The organism is Pseudomonas sp. SST3 (assembly GCF_003325755.1).
Genome location: NZ_QORI02000001.1, coordinates 405,474 through 426,452, shown reverse-complemented (window position 1 = coordinate 426,452; position 20,979 = coordinate 405,474). Strand labels below are relative to the sequence as shown.

Below are 20,979 nucleotides of genomic sequence, written 5' to 3'. Positions count from 1 at the left end.
GAGCCGTGCCATCACTACTCATGGCCCTAGTACGCGATTCCAGCTGGCTTTCGAATCGCGCATGGGCAGAAAACTGCCGATCGTCACGTGGCGGTCGGCGGATTTCCGCTTATTGCGCGTTTTTCCCGCGCGAAACCCGGCGTGCACCGCGGCGTCGCATAAGTGGAGAGCATTCAGCGAGGTGCACCATGGCAAGTGAAATCAGCGCGAAAGATCTGGGTATCGACATCGAGAAGGGCGGGGACGAGCTTTTCAAGTGGTTTATCGCCAGCTTCCTGTTCGGCAAGCGCATCCAGCAGGACATTGCTGCCGAGGCCTATCGGGTCATCGTCGACAAGCATCAGCGCGACACGCCGCGCAAACTCTGCAACTGCAGTTGGCAGGAACTGGTGGACATGCTCGGCGAGGCGCATTACGTACGCTATGACGAATCGACAGCCGAGCGCCTGCTGAAACTGTGCAACAAGCTCAGCAGCGAATACGACGGCAAGCTCGGCAACATCCATGCGCAGAGCGAAAGCCGCAAAGAGCTGGAAAAGCGGTTGGCCGAGTTCGAAGGCGTCGGGCCGAAGACGGTAGAAATCTTCATGCGCGAGGCGGCGAAGGTCTGGTACTGAGCCGGTCGTCCGCCCGCCAGCAAGGCTAACGTCGCACTTGGCTACAGGCTTTAGCCGACTATTGTCGGACGGTGCTTGCGCCACACGACGATCCGGCTAAAGTGGCCCCAGCCCACTGCCGAAGCCCGACCATGCGTTTCCTTCTTCTTGCCTTCAGTCTCTCCCTACCGCTATTGGCAGCTGCGGGCCCTGCACCCTATTACCAGTGGCAGAGCAAGGCTGACGGCACCGTCATTTGCCGGCAGACCCCACCTGGACACGGTTGGGAACTGCTCAACGGCCAGCCGTTTCGCGACCTCAACTGCACGCAACCGGCAGGCCGAATGGATCGCCCCGCTGCGGTGCCGGGCTTTCGCCCACAGCCGGGGCGCTGACATCAGGACCATACGGTTCGCCAGAATTCCGAGTTGCGCCAGCGGTCTTGGCCGCGTTCTGGCGCTCAGTGCCGTTCATTTATTAAGCCTGCAGAAACCATGGCCGATCTGACCGCTTATTTCGGCCTGTTCGCCGCGGCTTTTGCCGCCGCCACACTGGTACCGGCGCAATCGGAAGCAGCGCTGGTCGGGTTGCTACTTGGCGGTAGCCTCTCTCCGGTGACCTTGCTGTGGGTCGCCACGCTCGGCAACGTGCTGGGCTCGCTGGTCAACTGGCTGCTCGGCCGTTCCATCGAGCGGCTGCGTCATAAACGCTGGTTTCCGGCCAGCGAGCGGCAACTGGAAAAGGCGCAGCGCAGCTACCACCGCTACGGGCGTTGGTCGCTGCTGCTGAGCTGGGTGCCGATCATCGGCGACCCGCTGACCGTCATCGCGGGCACCCTGCGAGAACCCCTTTGGAGCTTTTTGCTGCTGGTGACCCTGGCCAAGGGCGGCCGCTATCTGCTGCTTGCCAGCGTTACCCTCGGGTGGCTGTAGCGCCCGGTTCTGCTGAATCGTTAACCTCAGCGTAACGAAGCGTCTCTGCGCTTGATTGATGACCGTTCGGTCATCTCTCTACTGTGCGCTCCACAAAGCGGAAACCTGTGGAGTCAGCATGACAACAACAATATCCCCACCGCCGCAGTGGTCGCGTCGTCGCGCTGAAAAAGCCCGGCGTCTCGACCAGGTGCGCAGTCTTGCGGACGGCGTGGTCCTGCCGAGCGACAAGATTGTCGCGGCGCTCGAAGCGCTGATCGCGCCGGGTGATCGGGTGGTACTCGAAGGCAACAACCAGAAGCAGGCGGACTTTCTCTCGCGATCCCTGGCTCAGGTCGATCCCGGCAAGCTGCATGACCTGCACATGATCATGCCGAGCGTCAGCCGCGCCGAGCACCTGGATCTGTTCGAACGGCAGATCGCCCGCAAGCTCGACTTCTCCTTCGCCGGCCCGCAGAGCCTGCGCATCAGCCAGCTGCTCGAAGACGGCCTGCTGGAAGTCGGTGCCATTCATACCTATATCGAACTGTATTCGCGCCTGCTGGTAGACCTGATCCCCAATGTCGCGCTGGTGGCCGGCTTTCAGGCCGACCGTCACGGCAACATCTACACTGGCCCCAGCACTGAAGATACTCCGGCGCTGGTTGAGCCCACCGCCTTCTCCGACGGCATCGTCATCTTCCAGGTCAACGAAATTGTCGACGAGCTGCCGCGTGTGGACATCCCCGCCAGCTGGGTCGATTTCGTGGTGGTGGCCGACAAGCCGTTCTATATCGAGCCGCTGTTCACCCGCGACCCGCGCCACATCAAGCCGGTGCACGTGTTAATGGCGATGATGGCGATCCGCGGCATCTACGAGAAACACAACGTCCAGTCGCTCAATCATGGCATCGGCTTCAACACCGCTGCCATCGAGCTGATTCTGCCGACCTACGGCGAATCCCTCGGTCTGAAAGGCAAGATCTGCCGCAACTGGACGCTCAACCCGCACCCGACGCTAATCCCGGCGATCGAGACCGGCTGGGTCGAGAGCGTGCACTGCTTCGGCACCGAACTGGGTATGGAGAACTACATCGCCCAGCGCCCGGACGTGTTCTTCACCGGCCGCGACGGCTCGATGCGTTCGAACCGCATGATGTGCCAGCTGGCCGGGCAGTACGCGGTGGACCTGTTCATCGGCGCCACGCTGCAGGTCGATGGCGATGGTCATTCCTCCACCGTGACCCGGGGTCGTCTGGCCGGTTTCGGCGGTGCGCCGAATATGGGCCACGACCCGCGTGGTCGCCGCCATCCGACCCCTGCCTGGTTGGACATGGCCATGCCCGGCGGCGAAGCCCCGGTGACCATGCTCGAGCGCGGCAAGAAGCTGGTGGTGCAGATGGTCGAGACGTTCCAGGAAGGCGGCAAACCCACCTTCGTCGAGCAGCTCGATGCGGTGGACGTGGCGAAGAAGAGCGGCATGCCGCTGGCGCCGATCATGATCTATGGCGACGACGTTACCCACCTGCTCACCGAGGAAGGCATCGCCTACCTGTACAAGGCGCGTTCGCTGGAAGAGCGTCAGGCCATGATCGCCGCGGTGGCGGGCGTCACCAGCATCGGCTTGCGCCATAACCCGAAAGATACCGAGCGCATGCGTCGCGAAGGGCTGATCGCGCTGCCGGAGGACCTTGGCATTCGTCGCAACGACGCCAGCCGCGAACTACTCGCAGCCAAGAGCATCGCCGAGCTGGTCGAGTGGTCTGGTGGGCTCTACAACCCGCCTGCGAAATTCAGGAGCTGGTAATGAGCGCACTGATTGCGAGACAACAGCCCTCGCTTGCCGAGCGGCTGGCGGACCTGGCGGTACAAGCGCTGATTGATGAAGCCGACCTATCACCCAAGCCGGGTCTGGTAGACCGGCGCGGCAGCGGTGCCCACAGCGACCTGCACCTGGGCCTGATGCACGCTTCTGCCAATGCGCTGTGGCCGGCCTTCAAGGCAATGGCTGAAGCGGCGCAAACAATTGGTGAGGTCGGCCAGCCATTGCGCGAAAGCCTTGGGCAACTCGGCCGGGACGGCGAAGCCGAAATGCTCCGCGTCACCAGCGGCGTGAATACGCATCGCGGCGCGATTTGGGCGCTAGGGCTGCTCACTGCGGCGGCGGTGCTCGAAACCACATCCGATGCTCGACGTATCGCTGATACCGCGGCGGCACTGGCCCGGTTGAGCGATCCTCTCGCGTCGGCTAACTCCGATAGCCATGGCGCTCGCGTCTGTCGCACCTACGGTGTGCTCGGCGCCCGCGAACAGGCGCAGCACGGCTTTCCGGCGGTTATCGAGCAGGGCCTGCCACAACTGCTGGCCAGCCGGCGCGACGGGGTAGGCGAGCAGAACGCCCGGCTCGATGCGCTGCTGGCGATCATGAATGGGCTGACCGACACCTGCGTGCTGCACCGTGCCGGGCTCCAGGGACTGACCCGCATGCAGGCCGGTGCCCGCGCCGTGCTCGACGCTGGCGGCGCCGCCAGCCTCGCCGGTCGCCGTCAGCTGCGTGAGCTGGATCGCGACATGCTCGCCCTCAACGCCTCGCCGGGCGGCGCCGCCGATCTCTTGGCCGCCACCCTTTTCCTCGACCGCCTGACGCCTGCTGCGCCGGCCTCGATTGGGAGCAATTGATCATGGAAACCCTGTCTTTCGAATTCGCCGCTGGGCAACCCGCCCGCGGCAAGGCCCTGGTCGGAGTGGTCGGCTCGGGCGATCTTGAAGTGCTGCTCGAGCCCGGGCAGGCCGGCAAGCTGGCGATCCAGGTGGTCACCTCGGTAAACGGCGCCGAGCAGCGCTGGCAGCAGCTGTTCGAGCGGATGTTCCGCGAGCAGACACCGCCAGCCTTGAATATCGACATTCACGATTTTGGGGCCACCCCCGGCGTAGTGCGTCTGCGTCTGGAGCAGGGACTGGAGGAAGTCGGCCATGACTGATTCGTCTGCTAACAACGTGGCCCGTTTACTTCAGTCGCGCAGCTTCGTCGAACTCGGCGCCCGCCAGCGCGCCCGCGCGCTGCTGGATGAGGGCAGCTTCCGCGAATTGCTCGATCCGTTCGATCGCGTCACCTCGCCCTGGCTGCCGAAGCAGGGCATCGTCACCCAGGCCGACGACGGCGTGGTGGTCGCGAAAGGAACCATCAACGGCCAGCCGGCGGTGATCGCCGCTATCGAAGGCGCCTTCCAGGGCGGCAGCATGGGCGAAGTCGGCGGCGCCAAGATCGCCGGCGCCCTGGAGCTAGCCATCGAAGACAACCGCAATGGCATTCCGACTCGCGCCGTGCTGCTGCTGGAAACCGGCGGTGTACGTCTGCAGGAGGCCAACCTGGGCCTGGCCGCCATCGCCGAAATTCAGGCGGCCATCGTCGAGCTGCGTGAATACCAGCCGGTGATCGGTGTGGTCGCAGGCTCAGTCGGTTGCTTTGGCGGCATGTCCATCGCTGCCGGCTTGTGCAGCTACCTGGTCGCCACCCGCGAGGCGCGCATCGGCCTCAACGGCCCGCAAGTCATCGAACAGGAAGCCGGGCTGGACGAATACGACTCGCGTGACCGCCCGTTCATCTGGAGCCTGACCGGTGGCGAGCAACGCTACGCCTCGGGTCTGGTGGATGCCTACGTGGCCGATGACACCGACGCCATCCGCGCGCAACTGCACGAACTGTTCGCCCTCGGCAAGCCGCTGCAGCCGCGCAGCCGCCGCTATGCCTGGTTTCTGCAACGCTTGGCCGATGTCGACACCCGCACGCAGCTTGATGCCGCCGCCGTGCGTGCCCTCTATGAAGGAGATGCTCAATGAGCCGTGGACTGAACTGGTTGCAAGCCCTGGCCGGTGGCCAGGCACTGGCGGGCTATCCGGCCTCGGTGAAGGTGGTCGACGGCACGCTCGGTGAGCGCGCCGCCCGCTATATCGCCGTGGTGCCGGACGCCGAGAATCCCTTCCCGCGCGCGCGCAATGGCGAAGTCGGCCTGCTCGAAGGCTGGGGTCTGGGCAAGGCCGTCGATGAAGTCATCGAAGCCGACCGCGACCACGGCGACAAGCGCGTGTTGGTCGCCGTGGTCGACGTGCCGAGTCAGGCCTACGGCCGCCGCGAAGAAGCCTTAGGGATTCACCAGGCGCTGGCCGGCGCGGTGGACAGCTATGCCCGTGCGCGGCTGGCCGGGCATCCGGTGATCGCGCTGCTGGTGGGCAAGGCCATGTCCGGCGCCTTTCTCGCTCACGGCTACCAGGCCCAGCGGATCATCGCCCTGCGCGATCCGGGTGTGATGGTGCACGCCATGGGTAAGGCCGCCGCCGCCCGCATCACCCTGCGCAGCGTCGAGGAGCTCGAAGCCCTGGCCGAGTCCGTGCCGCCAATGGCTTACGACATCGACAACTACGCCACCCTCGGCCTGCTCTGGGGAACCCTGTCGGTGGCGAACATCGAACAGCCCGCGGCGGACGACCTGCAACGAGTTCGCGATTGCCTGAGAAAGGCGGTCGAGGATATCGGCAGCAGCACCGATCTGCGCGGCCGCCTCGGCGCGCCGAATCGCGAGGCGTCGTCACGAGTCCGCGAGATGCTGCGCACACAGTGGTGAGCAAAAGCGTACGGCAAGCCATCGTAGGAGCGACCTTGGTCGCGAACCGCCGCCACTGGCGGCCCGGCAACCAAACCCGCGCGGGCCATCAACGACCTGCCCATGAGGAGGCTGTAGATGCACGAGACTCCACGCCCCCATGACCTGCTCTGGGGCATGACCCCAGCGCAGCTCCCCGCTGATGCACCGGAGTGGACGCGACAAGTGCTCACCGCCGGCCAACCGGTGGTGGTTCGTCGGGCCGTGGTGATGAGCGGTCAGGTCGCGGTGGGCGTGCGTGGCGCCAGCCGCGATCAGCGCTACGCCTCGATCATGGACGTGAGTAGCGTGCTGCGTTGCGTGAGCCCCGAGCACTTGATCGAGGCGCTGCCGCCCAGCGAGCTTCCGGCTTTAAAGGCGCTGGCGGCGATCAAGCCCATTCTCGATGACCTGGGGCGCAGCTGGGGCGTGACCGGTTCGGTGGCCTATCAACTCGCCACCGGGCTAGCGGTCGCCCATGCCAATAGCGATCTCGATCTGCTGCTGCGCAGCCCGACCGCACTCCCGCGTCGCGAAGCGCGGGCGCTGCAACAATTGCTAGACGGCAGGCAGTGCCGGGTCGACATGCAGCTGGAAACGCCGTCCGGCGCCGTCGCGCTGCGCGAATGGGCAGGCGATGCGAGCCGCGTACTGCTGAAATGTTCCAGTGGTGCGCGGCTGGTCGGTAATCCTTGGGGTAATCCCCTGGATCAGGCAGAGCTGGCGGCATGAGCAGCCTGTTCGCGTTTCCCGGTCAGGGTGCGCAGAAGCCCGGCATGCTGCATCGCCTGCCGCAAGAGCCCGAGGTGCTCGACTGCTTGCAACAGGCAGGACAGGTACTGGACGAGGATGCGTTGGCGCTGGATAGCGAAGCGGCGCTGATGTCGACTCGCGCGGTACAGCTCTGCCTGTTGATTGCAGGCGTCGCCGGTGCCCGATTGTTGATGCGAGGAGGGGAGTCGCCGGACTACGTGGCAGGACTGTCCATCGGCGCCTACGCCGCGGCCGTGGTTGCCGGTTCGCTCGACTACCGCGACGCCGTCCGGCTGGTCGCGCTGCGCGGCGAACTGATGCAGAACGCCTACCCCGAAGGCTTCGGCATGACTGCCGTGATCGGATTGGATCTGGGCTCGGTCGAGCGGCTGTTGGCCGAGGTGCATGACGAAATCACACCGGTGCATCTTGCAAATATCAATGCCGACAACCAGATCGTTGTCGCCGGCGCGGACGCTGCCATGGCAGCTGTCGCCCAACGAGCGAAGGCATTGGGCGCGTCGTGCGCCAAGCGCCTCGCGGTGAGCGTGCCGTCCCACAACGCCTTGTTGCAAACACCCGCGGCCCAACTAGCCGAAGCCTTCGCCAGTATTCCGCTTCGCGCGCCTCGCATTCGCTATCTGAGCAGCACCACAGCCCGACCCATCGCTGATCCTGAGCGGCTGCGTGACGACCTCGCCTTCAACATGTGTCGCGTCGTCGACTGGCACGGCACCCTGCGCACCGCCTACGAGCGCGGCGTGCGCTTGCATATCGAAATGCCCCCCGGCTCGGTACTGACAGGGCTGGCGCGGCGGGTTTTTGAACAAGGTACGCTGATCGCCTTTGAGGGCGCCCGGTTGGACACACTGGACGCCTTGCTGCGTCAGGAGGGCAGCCAGAGCCGATAAATCGCGTGCAAATCAGAGCGAGCCGTACTCGCCACTGTTCGATGGATAAAAACAACGACCTCGACAACACATGCGCGTTGGAGCCGGCACCGCCGGGCCTGAGCGCAACCCAAAAGGACAATAACAATGATTATTTTCGGTGTGGCCTTCCTGGCCTTGTGCACCCTGACGGGCATCTTCGTCGGTGAATTGCTCGGCAAACTCATCGGCGTCCCAGCCAACGTCGGCGGCGTCGGCATCGCCATGGTGCTGCTGATCCTGCTTGGCAGCTATCTCAAGACGCGTGGCCTGTTCACGATGGATTCGGAGCAGGGCATCAAATTCTGGAGTGCCGTGTATATCCCAATCGTGGTCGCCATGGCGGCGCAGCAGAACGTCTATGGCGCGCTGAGCGGCGGCCCGATGGCCATCCTCGCCGGCATCGCCGCGGTCGCCATCGCCTTTGCCCTGGTACCAGTGCTCGATCGGATCGGCCGAAAAAAGCTTGAAGCCGATGAAGCCAAACCACTGACTACCGAGGGCTGAGCCATGTACGAATCTCTACTCAAGGTTGTCTCCGGCTACGGTCTGATCAGCGGCTTCGCCATCATCGGCGCCACCATGTGGTTCTCCTACTGGCTGTCCGACAAGCTCACCAAGGGTCGTCTGCACGGTTCGGCGGTGGCCATCCTGATCGGCTTGTTGCTGTCTTATATCGGCGGTGTGGTGACCGGCGGGCAGAAGGGTCTGGTCGACATTGCCCTGTTCTCCGGCATCGGTTTGCTCGGTGGCTCCATGCTCAGAGACTTCGCCATCGTCGCCACCGGTTTCGGCGTCAGCATCGAAGAGCTCAAGCGCGCTGGGATGGTCGGTGTGCTGGCCCTGTTCGTCGGCGTGTTCTCGTCGTTTATTGCGGGCGTCTCGGTGGCCATGGCCTTCGGCTATACCGATGCGGTCAGCCTGACCACCATCGGCACCGGCGCGGTGACCTACATTGTTGGTCCGGTGACAGGCGCGGCGATCGGTGCCAGTTCCGAAGTCATGGCGCTGTCCATCGCGGCCGGTCTGGTCAAGGCGATCCTGGTGATGATCGCGACGCCGTTCTTCGCTCCGATGATCGGTTTGAACAATCCGCGCGCGGCGGTGATCTTCGGCGGGCTGATAGGTACTTCCAGCGGTGTGGCCGGCGGCTTGGCGGCGACCGATGCCAAGCTGGTGCCTTACGGCTGCCTGACGGCTGCGTTTTATACCGCGCTGGGCTGTCTGCTCGGCCCGTCACTGCTGTTCTTCATCATGCGCGGGCTGCTGGGTTGACAGCCATGGAGGTGGAAAAGGCGTTGCCGTTTTCCGTCCTCCCGCGTTTCAGCTTGGATTCTTGAGGCTGTACATGCGGCATTCGGCGAGGAGCGCGAGCAGGTTGGGATCGCGCTCCTTGGCCTTCAGAAACACCACCCCGATATGCTGCTGCAGGTGGTAACGCGCCTGCAGCGGGACCAGTTTGACCCGCGACTCGTAGACCATCCCCACCCGTCCCGGCAGCAACGCATACCCCACGCCTGAATTGACCATGCTCAGCAAGGTGAAGATGTCATTTACCTGCATCGCGACCTTGGGCTCGAAGCCGGCCTGCTGGAACACCCGATTACCGTCCTGGTGCGTCGCGAAGCCTTGCGTCAGAGTAATGAAAGTGGCGTCGCGAAGCTCGCTCAGGTCGACTTCCGCCTGTTGCGCGAACGGCGAATCGGCCGGTGCAGCGAGAAAGATGTCATCGGCGAACAGCGGCAGCTGCGCACAGTCTTGGTCATTGCTGACGCTCTCGTTCAGTGACACAAGGATGGCATCCAGCTCCATGTTTTTCAGCTTGTAGAAGAGGTCGATATTGGAGCCGAGGATGAGGTCTATGTTGAGTTCGCTGCGGCGCAGCTTCAGGCCCATGATCAACTGCGGGACGGTTTTAACCGTCAGCGAATAGAGCGCCCCGAGTTTGAACCGCTCGGCTGAGAACCCCGCCGCCTCGCGGGTCTGCCGCACCGTCTCGAGCACGTCCTGCACCAGCTTCTGCGCCTTTTCTTCCAGCACATAAGCGCTTTCCAGCGGAATCAGATTGCGCCCCTCATGCTTGAACAGCGGGCAGCGCAGCGCACTTTCCAGTGAATGGATCGCGCGGTGCACGCTGACATTACTGGTGTTCAGGTCGGCGGCTGCCTTGCTCAGGTTTCCGCTGCGCATGAAAGCTAGAAAGACCTCCAGCTTTTTCAGGGTGAGTTCTTCGTCGATTTGCATGGGCGAGGGCTCGGACAAGGGAGTCGATTATGCCTAAGGCAAAGCGGCTTCGGGCTCGGGAATCGGTTGCGCTGTTCGCGTGATGCGCTAGTCGGCGACGCGATTCGTCGAGCCTGGCCGAAAGCGCTTGGCGTGCACATCGCATGAACATGCAAGCGCTCGCCATGCATGTTGCATGAAGTGCATATATCGAGTATGTGTAAGTGATTGAAAAACAACGGAAATTATTCGAAAGAACGATGGCACGTTCGGTGCTGTGGTTATGTGTTGCCACTCGGCAAGGCCTACGACAACCCGAACGACAGCTGGGCGGACGCTCCAGCTCAGGATATGGAAGAAATGGATAACAGGCTGAACGGTAAAACGCAGATATGGGCCGACGGATATTCATTCATGGAAGTAACCGAGACGCTGCTGATGGCCTTGGGTATTCGCACGGAAGACTGCCAGTCTTCGCAACCGGAGCCCGGGCCAGCTGAACGGACCGCCTCATCGGATGCCACCCATGGAGTGGAGGCAGACGGGTAGCTCGGGCTTGGTTGATGGTTGCGCCGCGCTCGCTCTGCCTCGTTGATCAGAGCAGAGCCCGATGTCCATGTCGCGACAGATCGCAGCCCGGTGGGCTGAAGCCCACCCTACGAGCTGGTGCGATAGCCATTTAGTAAGGGTATAGGGCGGGGCAGGCGGCGCTCCACTTCAGCCCACCACCCGCGTGTCGACGGCCTGCGGTCCCTAAGGCCCGCCAGCCATCTGGTTATTCGTCAAACTGCTTCAGGATGCGATAAGCGAGCTTCACCCGCGCCTCGTTGGGGTAGTACCGGTTAGCCAGAATGACGATTCCCAGCTGCTTGGCCGGTATGAAGGCCACATAGGCACCGAAGCCGTTGGTGGAGCCGGTTTTGTTGATCCAGATATCGGCCTGCGGTTGCAGAGGCGGGGAGATCGGCTGCGCGGGCTGGCTTTCGAGCACCATCCTGCTGCTGTTGCCGGCCAGCAGATCTCCCAGCGCTACCGGATAGTCGTACTGCTCCCACACCAGCGCCTGTGTCATGGCGCCCACCCGGTAGTAGCCGGTTCGGGTCGCGGCCATGGCCTGCCTGACCGAATCATCCGTCTCGGCGATGCTGAGCTGCGTCTCGATAAAGCGAAGCAGATCCTGGCTGGTGGTTTTCACGCCGTAGGCTTCGTCCGCCAGTAGTGCGGGGTTCAGCCTGACCGGGTCGCCGTTTTTATTGTAGCCCTGTGCATAGCGGGCCATCTCGCTTGAAGGCACGTCGATGAAGGTGTTGCGCATGCCGAGCTTCGGCAGCAGCTGCGTCTGCAAGGCATCGGCGTAGGGAAGCCCCAGGCTCTTCGCAGCGACCATTCCAAGCAGACCCATGCTGGGGTTGGCGTAGGTACGGCGGGTGTGCGGTGGGTACTGGGGTCGCCAGGCTCTGAAGTAATCGGTCAGCTGCTGCTCGTTACGAACTTCATCGGGCAGCTGTAAGGGAAAGCCGCTGACGCTATGCGTGGCGAGATCGATAAGGGAGATCTGATCCAGTTCGCTGCCTTCAAGAGCGGGCAGATGGCGACTGGGGCTGTCGGTCAGCGAGAGCTTTCCCTGGGCGCCGGCATAAGCCACCAGAGTGGCGGTAAGGGTTTTGCTGACCGAGCCGATCTCGAACAGGGTGTCGCGCGTAACGGGCTGCTGCGTCGCTTTCGAGGCGACCCCGTATTCGTAGAAGCGCTGCTTGCCCTGCGCCGTGATGGCGATGGCCAGACCCGGAATAGCCTGTTGCGTCATCAGGGTCTGGGCGGCGTCCGCTACCGTCGCGTCAATGTCGGTAAATTCCGCATCGGCCATGACCAGATGGCTGAAGGTCGCCAGGAAGGCGACGACAGCCAACCGGGCGCGACATTTCCTGGACAGGTGCATCGTGGAACCTCGATTTTTTCCCGAACGGTTTGAACGCTACCATCCTGCAATCGCTTGCAGAAGCGCAGTTTGCCAGGCGCCGCGCAGAGCCTTTCAGCGATGCTGTGGCCATCGCGGATGCGGAGGGGCCGCCATTATAAAGCCGCCACATGACGCCTTCCGGGGCGGCTATTCCGGTATTTCCACGACCCGGATGGGCACCTCTGGGAAGTGGTGTGGAACCCGCAACGCTCCAATTAAAGCGCTGTGAGAATGCCGTCGCCCGGTTGGCTCAGAGAAGATGCTTGGAAATCTGTTTCGATATTTCCACGATTGAAGTCTTGCCGGTGAATTCGAACTTCACTTGGCCCAACGAAGAAAAATAAATCTCCAGTTCGGAGTCCAGATCGAAGGTTCCGGACGTTTCTACCGAATAGGCGACGATGTTCTTGTAGGGCAGGGAGGTGAAGTCCTTCTTGCTCCCGGTGAGGCCCTGCACGTTGACCGCGATGATTCGCTTGGTAGTAAACACCACGCCGTCACGCATCGATTTGTAGGCGTCGATGACCTGCTCGCCGTCCACCAGCAGGGACCTGACCCGCTCCGCATACTCGTCGTTCTGCTTCAGCTTGAAGAAGCCCTTGTTGTTGAAGTCGATCATCTGCGTTCCTCGTTATGGCGTGTTTATCGAGCGCGCTAGCGTCTCGCGTCGGCGGCCAGCATAACGTCCGTGAGCCTCGTCAAGGTGCAGGACAAGGCCTTCTCGTCTCGCTGAAATTTGTGCGAGACGTGTGTACCAGTCCCGGCGTGGCCCCGGAAGGAGCGCAGTGCCCTGTCGTCCTGGTGCCCGCGAAGGGGCTGGCGGCCTCGCCCCGTCCCGTGTGCTGGCAGAGTGGCCGAGGTCAGTAACAGGCAGCGCTAACCTGGCTATATCGTTATTTTGCCAGGCGGGGCCATCAGCGAGATTTCAATCGGTAGCCCACCCCGGATACCGTCTCGATTCGGCCAGACTGCGTGCCAAGCTTGCGGCGCAAGGTATGCACCACGGCATCCACGACGTTGCTGCCGCCTTCGTATTGGGTGTCCCAGACATCGTGCAGCAGCTCACTGCGCGACACCACCTTACCCTCGCGCGTCACGAGGTGATGCATGACGCCGAACTCCAGCGGTGTCAGCGCAACGCGGCGTTCGTCGAGCGCCAATTCCCGTGCCTCGACATCGAGAAGGTCGCAAGTGCGTTGCATACCAAGCTCTGCGGCAGCGAGTTCCGACAGCCAGCCGTCGACCGAGCTGGGGCCGAAGTCGAGCACCGCGCTGTGGTATCGATGACCATCAAGCTCCACCTCACGGTCTGTCAGCACCTCGAAACCCAGCCGCTGGGCAACCGAGGCATAAGCTGCAAGGTCGCGCACGGTGAGATAAACCCGCCGCAGCCGTGGTCGCAGCTCCATGTAGGCGCGCTTGAGGTCAAGCCACACCGCCGCTTGTACTTCGCCCGGCGAATCAGCCTCATCGAGGCTCAGCCAGCGTCGACAGAAAAGCGCAATGTCACCCTTGTTCATCGGGCTGTTGGTCAGATGGCTGTGCCATTGGGCGGTTACGGGATCGTCCCGGAGCCAGGCAGGTTCGACCAGATCCGAGCGCAGTCTGCAGTACAACCCGGTTATCCCGCCGCCCCCGTTGCGCACGATCGAAAAGCTTTGCGGCAGGCGGCGCCACCATTGCAGTAGCGTCTGGGCGGCCAGGCCGCCCTCGTGGGCACGAATAATCGCTGTTAATGCACCGTTATCGACTGGTTGCGCCGCTTCCACGCTGAGCGAGGTGGCATGCCGCGGAAAAAACGCTTCGCGCACGACCGGATTCTCGATCAGGTAAAGCATGTCGGCGGTATAGCGCCAGAGATCTCCACTGCTTGCAGATTCAGCCTCGGTGACCAGTTGTCGCCAGGCGGCCTGCCGATACGCGAGGTGACGGCTGGGGTCGCTGGCATGCAGCGAACTGGCGATGGCATCTCGAACGGCGTCGTGGATGACCAGCCCATCACTGACGCAGCCGGCAAACGGCAGCTTGCGCAGGCGCTCGTAAGCATCCTGAGGCGCGAGCTCCGGAAACATGCTTCGCAATAACGAAACCGTGGTCCGTCGGGTGACGGAGGCGCCCTCCAGTACACGCCGGGTGACCGGATCGCTGACATCCTCGAGAAACAGGCGCGTCAGCTCATCCAGCGCATGCTGAACCGACGCATCCGTAGGGAGATAACCGGGCTGCGCCTCACGAAGACCGGCGGCGGCGAGCTTCAGCGCCAATGGGTGGCCATGGGTGGCTCGAGCGATGAGAGCTGCCTTCTCGCCCGTGACGCCAAGACTCAGCAGGAGCTCGTTGGTATCGGGCGCATTCAATGGCGTCAGCGGGACAGAGCACAGCAGTTGCCCCCATCCTGGCGAGGCGTACCAGCTGTCGAGTGAGCTTTCCCGACCGAAGAAAAGCCCCCGTACATTGCCCGACAACATCGGTACGAACACCTGCCGCAGCCAGGCATCGAGAAGCCGGAAAACCTCATAGGTATCGAACGCCAGGATGACCATGGAGCCCAGGCTGCCTAGTCGTCTGACGAGTTAATCAAACCGAGAGACAGCCTTGCGCAACCTGACGATCGCCTTTGAGCATTACAACGAGCAGCATCCGCACAGCGCCTTGAAATACCGCTCGCCGAGGGAATTTAGGCCCTTGGCAGCAGCATCAATTTAACGGGGAGTTAGTGTCCGGTTTGGTCGGGGCAAGTCCACCGATCGGTTCATTCCTGGGGCGGTGCTATGTCTATTGCCAATGTTCGTTGGGTCGTGCAAGGTGCCGCGATAGGGTCGTTGCGGGCATAAGCGCGTTAATATCGATCACAGGAAGGACTAACCAAGGAGTTTGGGGGGATGCCGCTTACAGATGTAGAACAGCTTGCTCTGACGAAGGTGTTGGATTTCAAACTATCTTTGACGCGCAAGAATACCCCGAAATTACAGCCACTCTCTCTTTACAGCTCTGAGCTTAAAAGCACGCAACAGATCGTCAATAGCCTGCGTGGTATTCGTGACAACGGTGTCCTCTCTGATAACGCCGTCACGAGGAGTCGATACTTCAACTCGCTGCACAACCAAGGACTGGTTGACGGCTCGGCAGAAAATCCAGCGATCACTTCCCTCGCAGACGCCTATCTTAAGCATCAGCTGACGCCTGCAGATGCTCCAGCTTTTTGGCAGGGTACTGGTGGTGATGAAGCCGAATATGAAGTAGTTAGTGAATTAGCTAGCCGGCTCGCTGGTGGTTTCCCTGTGAGCGATCCTTTTAAGGAGGCTTGGTATGGCGCACAGACTTTTTTCGACTACGTGCCGGAAGGCGAAATCGACAAGGTGCTTTCAGATAGCAGTAAACTTCTACTTTTGTTCCAGATTAATTCGAACGGCTGGGAAATCGGACGCTATTTTAGGCTAAATGCCGAAGAGCGACAGGAGTTCGAAGGTGCATTCGCTAAAGTGCAGGTTACCGATAAGCAGCAGCCAGTAGCGCCCATCGAGGTCGCCGCTTCGAAATACAAGGATGCTGCTAGTCAGATCCAGATAGACGTCAGAAATAGAATCAGAGGGTTTCTGAATGCATACAAACGCCTAAGGCTGGTTTTACGGCAGACGCTACCTCGATTAGACCGCCAACTGACGCTGCGCTCAGGAGGAGAGAATTCCTCAACTCTGATTCCAAAGTCGCCTAGCCTCGCCTCGCTTCAGCACCCTCATCAACTTATCGTAACCGGCTGTCCTGGGTCGGGAAAAAGCTATTACTTGGATCGCTTGACGCAAGCTGCAGATCATGTGATCAGGACGCAGTTTCATCCTGAGTCGTCTTTTTTCGATTTTGTCGGCGCCTTCAAGCCTCAGCCTGTATATGAACAAATTGACGAGTTGAACGCTCTACAGGAAGCTGACGGAGCGCCGGGAAGTCGAGGCAAGCCATTTATTGACTATCGATATGTGCCCGGTCCTCTGATGCGGGGTTTATTGCGCGCGCTTCGCTGCCCGAATGAGACTGTCGTGGTGCTGATCGAAGAGATCAATCGAGGAAACGCCGCTGCTATTCTGGGTGATGTGCTGCAGTTGTTAGATCGAGATGAGTCGGGTGCTAGTCGTTACGAGATCGAAGCAACCCCCGAACAACGAGCGTTCTTCGCATCGTATCAACTTGAAATAGCCACAATAAGGCTGCCAGCGAATCTCTATTTGTGGGCGACTATGAACAGTGCTGACCAAGGAGTTTTTCCGTTGGATACGGCGTTTCGCCGCCGCTGGAGCTATGTCTACAAGGGGTACACCGAGCCTTGCTTGTACCCAGCGAACATTTCGGTGGTTCGTTATGGTGGTCGCGACTACGACTGGGATGTCTTCCGTGCCGCTATCAACGAGTTTCTCATCGGCTTGGGAATTCATGAAGATAAGTTAATCGGCCCTTATTTTCTGACGGAAAAACAACTTGCGAGTCCAGATGCTGTACTCGAAAAGTTGTTTTTATACCTGTGGGACGATGTCCTTAGATTCCGACAAGAGTCTCTCTTCCTAGCAAAAAGCTTCTCGCAGTCCCAGCGATCTGGGCTGGTGGCGTTGGTGCGCCGCTAAAGTTAAAAATGCCTGAGATCATAAATCAAACGAATGATTTATCTGATGCGGGTGCATCTACTAGCGCCGCCGAAGAAGCTGAAAGTCAGATTTGAAATGAGTGTTATTAATCTCGTTGAGGGTGATTCGCTAACGTGGAGCGAGTGGTCTGCCAAGCTGGAGTCGGAAAACTCCTGTCTTGATTACTTGATAAGCGCGCGAATCTTGCGACCAACCGATGGAGGTCGGCTGGTTCTGGCTTTTGTGGGTATCGTTGTTTTCCCAAATTTTCTGTTATTCGCATGTCCAAAATTTGGTGGTGGTAATGGTTTCGATTTGTCCGGGACTATTCGCATCCTTCGAAATTATTTTGAGCGCAGCGCATTTCGACGGCCAACGGTCGACAAGCAGCTGGATCCTGAATATGGGAATAGTGAGGTTCTGAGGGAATACGACGCACTTTTAAGTCTCCAGGAGTGGTTCTATTCTCACGGTTTGTATCGAAGGGAACAGGTTCGGGTTAGTGATCAAGGGCGCCCACATTGGGCCAGGACAATCGCCAAGTGCTTTCCGGTTCTTATTCAGGGGGCCGCAATCTATCCATCTGTAATAGCCGAGCGGAGGGAGGGTGTACTCAACGAAATAAGTGCGCTTCAGGTGGGGATACTTCGCCGCTTGCAAGAGCGCTACGAATTGGTCACACCCGCTGTTGTCGAGCACGCCGAGGAGGCGGCTGGACTTCTTGTGCCGCAGTGGCCAATTCCGGAAGATCGGCGAGCGTACTTGGATCGCCTCTTGGCTCTTGAGCAGCGAGGTGTTTATCGAACCGATGCTCTCCGGCTTCTAAAATTGCTCAGAGAGCTCCTAAGTTCAAGGCTAGCCGGCGCGGTGTCAAACCCACAAATCTACGGTACGACCTCATTCTATTCGGTCTGGGAAGATGCTTGTCGTATGGCCATCGGCGCCGACAGTCAAGTCGATCCGATTTCTTCGATTGGTCAACCTGTATGGTGGTGTAGCAGTCCTGCCGGGCAAAAGGCCCGATACGACCACAAACAGATTCCAGATATGGTCGTAGTTCGAGGTGCCTGGCGTCTCATCGTCGACGCAAAGTATTACTACAGGTTCCCAATTGCTCGTCCTGGTGGGCCGGATATCGTAAAGCAGCTCTACTATATAGATTCCCTACGGACTCCAGAGGCAAGCGTGCTATCTGTTTTTCTCGTGCCTTTCCCCGGCGCAGATCAGCCCACGTTCCTTGGTTATTCGACTATTGAAGGGGCCCATCGCCAATTTCCTAAGATTGAAGCTTGGGGGGTTGAGCCGACTCATCTTTTTTCTAGTTACCCGACAATCTCATCCAGCAGTACGTGCGACCTGATCGATTTCATCCTGTCTCAGCGGGGCCGTGTGACAGAATTCATCGATCAGCCCCCATCGGACATTGGCGGCTAATGGTGCGGGAGGCCTTAGCTGAGAGCCTGATTGTGCGCGTCGTACGCCGTGGAATAGGTATTCGTTAACTAGTTCTTTTTGCTCGCCCACTCGGCTTTGGTAGTTCTTCCTAACCTCAAGCGCTGGAACGACCTCGCATCGTGAGAATAGGCCTGTGTCCTCAAACAGGGTTTTGAGCTCACGAAGCCCTTGGTCGGTCGGTTCCTCGACCGATGCCCAGTGGTTCCAATGATTTCGTCCGCCGTAATAACTCAATACGACGTGCGCTGCGTCGGTAGATTCGATTAGTTTTCGGAGACTATCGATAAAACGAGTCTTGAAGCAGAAATCGCTGGTGAAGTCGTCCTCTGGGTGTTGGCCCCGGACATGCGTTAGGCCAGCGACATATAACTCGATGTCCTCCAGGAACGGATACGCAGCGATGAAGTTCAGGAGGTGGTAGTAGGCGCTGTATTGGCGGAAATTGTAGGGGGGATCGAGATAGCAAATATCGTGCTTGGCAAAGGCAGAGGCGGCGTCAACAGCGTTGGCATTTGCCACTTCTGCTACTGGGCTTGAGCAAGATACTAGCGGCAGCCGCAGCAGGAATGCCTGGTTGGCATTGGGCCACAAGCGATCACGATTGAAGTCATGGAACGTACCATTGACGTTAGCGGTGATGGTGACCTCTTCGATCACACTGGTGAGGAGTAGAAATAGTTCATTCCGGGTGAGGCGTGCTTCCCGCCACCATGCGCGAAGTGTGGATAGCACCCCATCGAGAAAGAGCGCGTTTTCCTTAGAAAAGTAGTTTCTGAAGCCTTCGCTTCCGCGGCGACTGGCATACGCGGCCCGTGAACCCCATTGCGTGAAGCATTCGCTGATTACACCGGGTTTGGTGTTGTTCTCCCCTATGTTCTGCAGGTTTGCCAGCACATTTGCTAGGTGTTTTAGATCCTGGAAAACCTGGTCTGCAGAATGATTTGGAAGGTATAGCGAACCGAACTTCGCAATCGAACGACTTAATTCACTCTGTAATCTAGTCAGCCGGAAGGCATCTTTGTTGGCGGTGCGAACGCTTTGAAACATGGGTATGGCGTTGGTGCAGAGATATGCTTGCGCGAGCACATAGCTGAAGCGATTCGCGTCACAGGCTGCCGTTGCCCATCCCCGTGAGCGGAAGTATCGAGAAACGTTATTTGTCCCTGCGAACACATCCGAAAGTTGCGTCGCGCCGGGAATCCGGTCCTCAAAGAATCGATCAATTAGCGGTAGTAGAGAAGATTTGTTGCCGAGGTATTTTTCCATTAGTTGGTCACTTCGCAAACAATAAGTCGCTCCGCATCACTGCGGACGCTCATGTTGGCTGCTTTTGCGTTCAGTTTCCTGTGGCTGTGTTCGTCTATCTCTTGAACCGACACCTGCCGAAAATGACGCTCCGCCGTCGAGATGAGCGCATCCAATGTAAGGAGCCGTGGGCGATGGCTCTCTTCTTCATCAAATGGTGAATATGACATCACTAGTGGCACAGCTTTTTGTCCAGCTGCAGCGAACAGCTGCTCGAACACCGCTTGCGCTTTTGAGGGAACGCAAAACGGGGATTGATAGCGGCCATGACGATAAATGCCGCGCATTACTGAAACCTCTCCCTTTTTTTTCATCTCGTCTAAACGAGGTGAGTCTCGACGAGAGAGGGTTTCCAGTACGTGGTAGAACCTCGAGTAATGATCAATTGTGTAGGGCGGATCGGCGTAAAAGGCTCCGCAGGATTGATCGTTAACGACAAAGTCGACTACATCACCCTGCACGATATCATGATCGAAATTGCCGCTCAGAGCATGTGTTTGCCAACGAGTTGCCCACTCTTGAAACACTTCCAAGGTATCAATACTGCGGTCCCGTAAGGCCCTTTGGAGCAGGAGTGGTGGGATTCGGCCGTCCGCTTTCTTCAGTTTCATCGGCTGGGCGAACTGCTTCCCTACTGTATTGACTATCACGCTGGCTGTACTGATGATGGCTGCTAATGCGGCAATGTTCTGCGAGCCGCCGGAATCCGAGTGTGTCGCGATGTAGATTGCGTCTAAGGCAATTGCTTGCCTATAAGAAAAATAGGGCCCGCCAAAATAACGTGTAGCAGTAATCTCAGCTGATGAGGCGCGAATGTTGGCTAGTGCACTTATCGCATTTTTTATGAGCTTTCCAAGGGTGGCGGGCATGCCTGTTAACGGGCGCTGCTCGTATACAGCGATTGACCCAAACTCAATAATTTGGACCAGCAACTCTGGATTGCCTTTGATAGCCTCGGCCTCAGCTTCGCGCTCAAAGGCAAGTAGAGGGGTCAAGGCTTCTTCAAGGAGGTCGGATGCGCTAGCAAATCGTTCTTTGAATTCGGCGCCAGTCATATGCGCGAATTTTTCTGCCTGTTCAAGCAGGGCGGCCGTGGAAAGAATCTTCGAGTAGGTTTGTATATCGACTGCTGTTACGGGCCGCTCGGCTCCTGCTAATGCACTTACTACCCCACTTCCCGCGAACAAATCCCCAACCCGTGTTTGTTTCGGAGATATCTCTTCGAGAACATTAACGATCGTTTCGGCTAGGCGCTGCTTGCTTCCAAGGTACTGAATGGGGCGAAAGGGCGTCGATTTTGGCTTGGCGGGTAGGGCGGTTGACGCCAAAGCGGTAACCTCGTTCAGCCGCCGTCCCGCAGGCATAGAGCGACCGGTTTCCCAATAACTAACCGTGATCTGGCTCACTTGGAATCGTGCTCCGAATTGGGCTTGGGTTTCGCCCAGTAGAAGGCGCAATTTTTGAATGGCGGATGATTTCATAAGATGTCTTATATAACACATCTTTTAGCTGACGGACAGGTTCCCTGTTCTCAATTGTGCGCGTTCCCGAGGCTACTCTAAGCAAAAGGCCCCCCTTAATTACTCAAGGGGGG

Annotated in this window: 21 protein-coding genes and 1 pseudogene; 16 read left to right on the top strand and 6 right to left on the bottom strand. The window is 59.5% G+C overall.

Features of this window, described 5'->3' with window-relative positions; translation table 11 throughout:
- Positions 1-188: 188 nt before the first annotated feature.
- The 12 genes from DQ405_RS02095 to madM all read left to right on the top strand — a co-directional run bounded on the left by DQ405_RS02095 (position 189) and on the right by madM (position 9,104).
- On the top strand, positions 189-617 hold the full coding sequence (locus DQ405_RS02095) for a DNA methylase (protein WP_168422694.1): 429 nt from the start codon (positions 189-191) through the stop codon (positions 615-617).
- Between the two features lie 131 nt (positions 618-748).
- Positions 749-991 (top strand): hypothetical protein, encoded by a 243-nt coding sequence (locus DQ405_RS02090; protein WP_168422693.1) that lies wholly within the window; start codon positions 749-751, stop codon positions 989-991.
- A gap of 99 nt (positions 992-1,090) precedes the next feature.
- Complete coding sequence (locus DQ405_RS02085; protein WP_168422692.1) at positions 1,091-1,528, top strand: YqaA family protein; 438 nt, start codon at positions 1,091-1,093, stop codon at positions 1,526-1,528.
- Positions 1,529-1,646: 118 nt separating this feature from the next.
- Positions 1,647-3,314, top strand: coding sequence for a malonate decarboxylase subunit alpha (mdcA, locus tag DQ405_RS02080; protein ID WP_168422691.1), 1,668 nt, complete (start codon positions 1,647-1,649; stop codon positions 3,312-3,314).
- Entirely contained in the window at positions 3,314-4,186 is an 873-nt protein-coding gene (locus DQ405_RS02075) for a triphosphoribosyl-dephospho-CoA synthase (protein ID WP_168422690.1), read from the top strand. Before mdcA ends, DQ405_RS02075 begins: the two co-directional genes overlap by 1 nt.
- 2 nt (positions 4,187-4,188) lie before the next feature.
- Positions 4,189-4,488, top strand: coding sequence for a malonate decarboxylase subunit delta (locus DQ405_RS02070; protein WP_003296879.1), 300 nt, complete (start codon positions 4,189-4,191; stop codon positions 4,486-4,488).
- Positions 4,481-5,347 carry a biotin-independent malonate decarboxylase subunit beta gene (locus tag DQ405_RS02065; protein ID WP_168422689.1) on the top strand — a complete coding sequence of 289 codons (867 nt, stop codon included), beginning with the start codon at positions 4,481-4,483 and terminating at the stop codon, positions 5,345-5,347. The genes DQ405_RS02070 and DQ405_RS02065 overlap by 8 nt, the downstream gene beginning before the upstream one ends.
- Positions 5,344-6,129: a biotin-independent malonate decarboxylase subunit gamma gene (gene mdcE / locus DQ405_RS02060; protein ID WP_168422688.1), complete on the top strand. Its 786-nt coding sequence runs from the start codon at positions 5,344-5,346 to the stop codon at positions 6,127-6,129. The genes DQ405_RS02065 and mdcE overlap by 4 nt, the downstream gene beginning before the upstream one ends.
- 117 nt (positions 6,130-6,246) lie before the next feature.
- Positions 6,247-6,879 carry a malonate decarboxylase holo-ACP synthase gene (locus DQ405_RS02055; protein WP_168422687.1) on the top strand — a complete coding sequence of 211 codons (633 nt, stop codon included), beginning with the start codon at positions 6,247-6,249 and terminating at the stop codon, positions 6,877-6,879.
- Positions 6,876-7,811 carry a malonate decarboxylase subunit epsilon gene (gene mdcH / locus DQ405_RS02050; protein ID WP_168422686.1) on the top strand — a complete coding sequence of 312 codons (936 nt, stop codon included), beginning with the start codon at positions 6,876-6,878 and terminating at the stop codon, positions 7,809-7,811. The genes DQ405_RS02055 and mdcH overlap by 4 nt, the downstream gene beginning before the upstream one ends.
- A gap of 126 nt (positions 7,812-7,937) precedes the next feature.
- The gene (gene madL / locus DQ405_RS02045) at positions 7,938-8,336 is read left to right on the top strand and encodes a malonate transporter subunit MadL (RefSeq protein WP_148925684.1); all 399 of its coding nucleotides are present in this window, start codon (positions 7,938-7,940) and stop codon (positions 8,334-8,336) included.
- A 3-nt stretch (positions 8,337-8,339) separates the two neighbouring features.
- Entirely contained in the window at positions 8,340-9,104 is a 765-nt protein-coding gene (madM, locus tag DQ405_RS02040) for a malonate transporter subunit MadM (RefSeq protein WP_168422685.1), read from the top strand.
- A 48-nt stretch (positions 9,105-9,152) separates the two neighbouring features.
- Here the strand turns inward: madM and DQ405_RS02035 are convergent, their stop codons facing one another.
- Complete coding sequence (locus DQ405_RS02035; RefSeq protein ID WP_168422684.1) at positions 9,153-10,073, bottom strand: LysR family transcriptional regulator; 921 nt, start codon at positions 10,071-10,073, stop codon at positions 9,153-9,155.
- 207 nt (positions 10,074-10,280) lie between these two features.
- Between DQ405_RS02035 and DQ405_RS02030 the strand changes: the two genes are divergently transcribed.
- Positions 10,281-10,601 carry a hypothetical protein gene (locus DQ405_RS02030; protein ID WP_168422683.1) on the top strand — a complete coding sequence of 107 codons (321 nt, stop codon included), beginning with the start codon at positions 10,281-10,283 and terminating at the stop codon, positions 10,599-10,601.
- 226 nt (positions 10,602-10,827) lie between these two features.
- Here DQ405_RS02030 and ampC read toward each other — a convergent pair whose 3' ends face one another.
- From ampC to DQ405_RS02010, 3 genes are all read right to left on the bottom strand, one after another.
- On the bottom strand, positions 10,828-11,991 hold the full coding sequence (gene ampC, locus DQ405_RS02025; RefSeq protein ID WP_168422682.1) for a class C beta-lactamase: 1,164 nt from the start codon (positions 11,989-11,991) through the stop codon (positions 10,828-10,830).
- 271 nt (positions 11,992-12,262) lie between these two features.
- Positions 12,263-12,631: a PH domain-containing protein gene (locus DQ405_RS02015; RefSeq protein WP_168422681.1), complete on the bottom strand. Its 369-nt coding sequence runs from the start codon at positions 12,629-12,631 to the stop codon at positions 12,263-12,265.
- 295 nt (positions 12,632-12,926) lie between these two features.
- A complete protein-coding gene (locus tag DQ405_RS02010) occupies positions 12,927-14,555 on the bottom strand; it encodes a winged helix-turn-helix domain-containing protein (RefSeq protein WP_168422680.1) in 1,629 nt (542 codons plus the stop codon).
- Between the two features lie 46 nt (positions 14,556-14,601).
- Here DQ405_RS02010 and DQ405_RS02005 point away from each other — a divergent pair.
- The 3 genes and pseudogenes from DQ405_RS02005 to DQ405_RS01995 form a co-directional block, all read left to right on the top strand.
- Positions 14,602-14,718: pseudogene (locus DQ405_RS02005) on the top strand (integrase core domain-containing protein); the annotation flags it as partial.
- 176 nt (positions 14,719-14,894) lie between these two features.
- Positions 14,895-16,625: an AAA family ATPase gene (locus DQ405_RS02000; RefSeq protein ID WP_168422679.1), complete on the top strand. Its 1,731-nt coding sequence runs from the start codon at positions 14,895-14,897 to the stop codon at positions 16,623-16,625.
- 33 nt (positions 16,626-16,658) lie between these two features.
- Positions 16,659-18,059: an LlaJI family restriction endonuclease gene (locus DQ405_RS01995; RefSeq protein WP_168422678.1), complete on the top strand. Its 1,401-nt coding sequence runs from the start codon at positions 16,659-16,661 to the stop codon at positions 18,057-18,059.
- Here DQ405_RS01995 and DQ405_RS01990 read toward each other — a convergent pair.
- Positions 17,961-19,346, bottom strand: coding sequence for a DNA adenine methylase (locus DQ405_RS01990; RefSeq protein WP_168422677.1), 1,386 nt, complete (start codon positions 19,344-19,346; stop codon positions 17,961-17,963). The two genes, DQ405_RS01995 and DQ405_RS01990, sit on opposite strands and share 99 nt — an antisense overlap.
- Positions 19,346-20,866, bottom strand: a complete 1,521-nt coding sequence (locus DQ405_RS01985; RefSeq protein WP_168422676.1) for a DNA adenine methylase — start codon at positions 20,864-20,866, stop codon at positions 19,346-19,348. Before DQ405_RS01985 ends, DQ405_RS01990 begins: the two co-directional genes overlap by 1 nt.
- Positions 20,867-20,979: the final 113 nt, after the last annotated feature.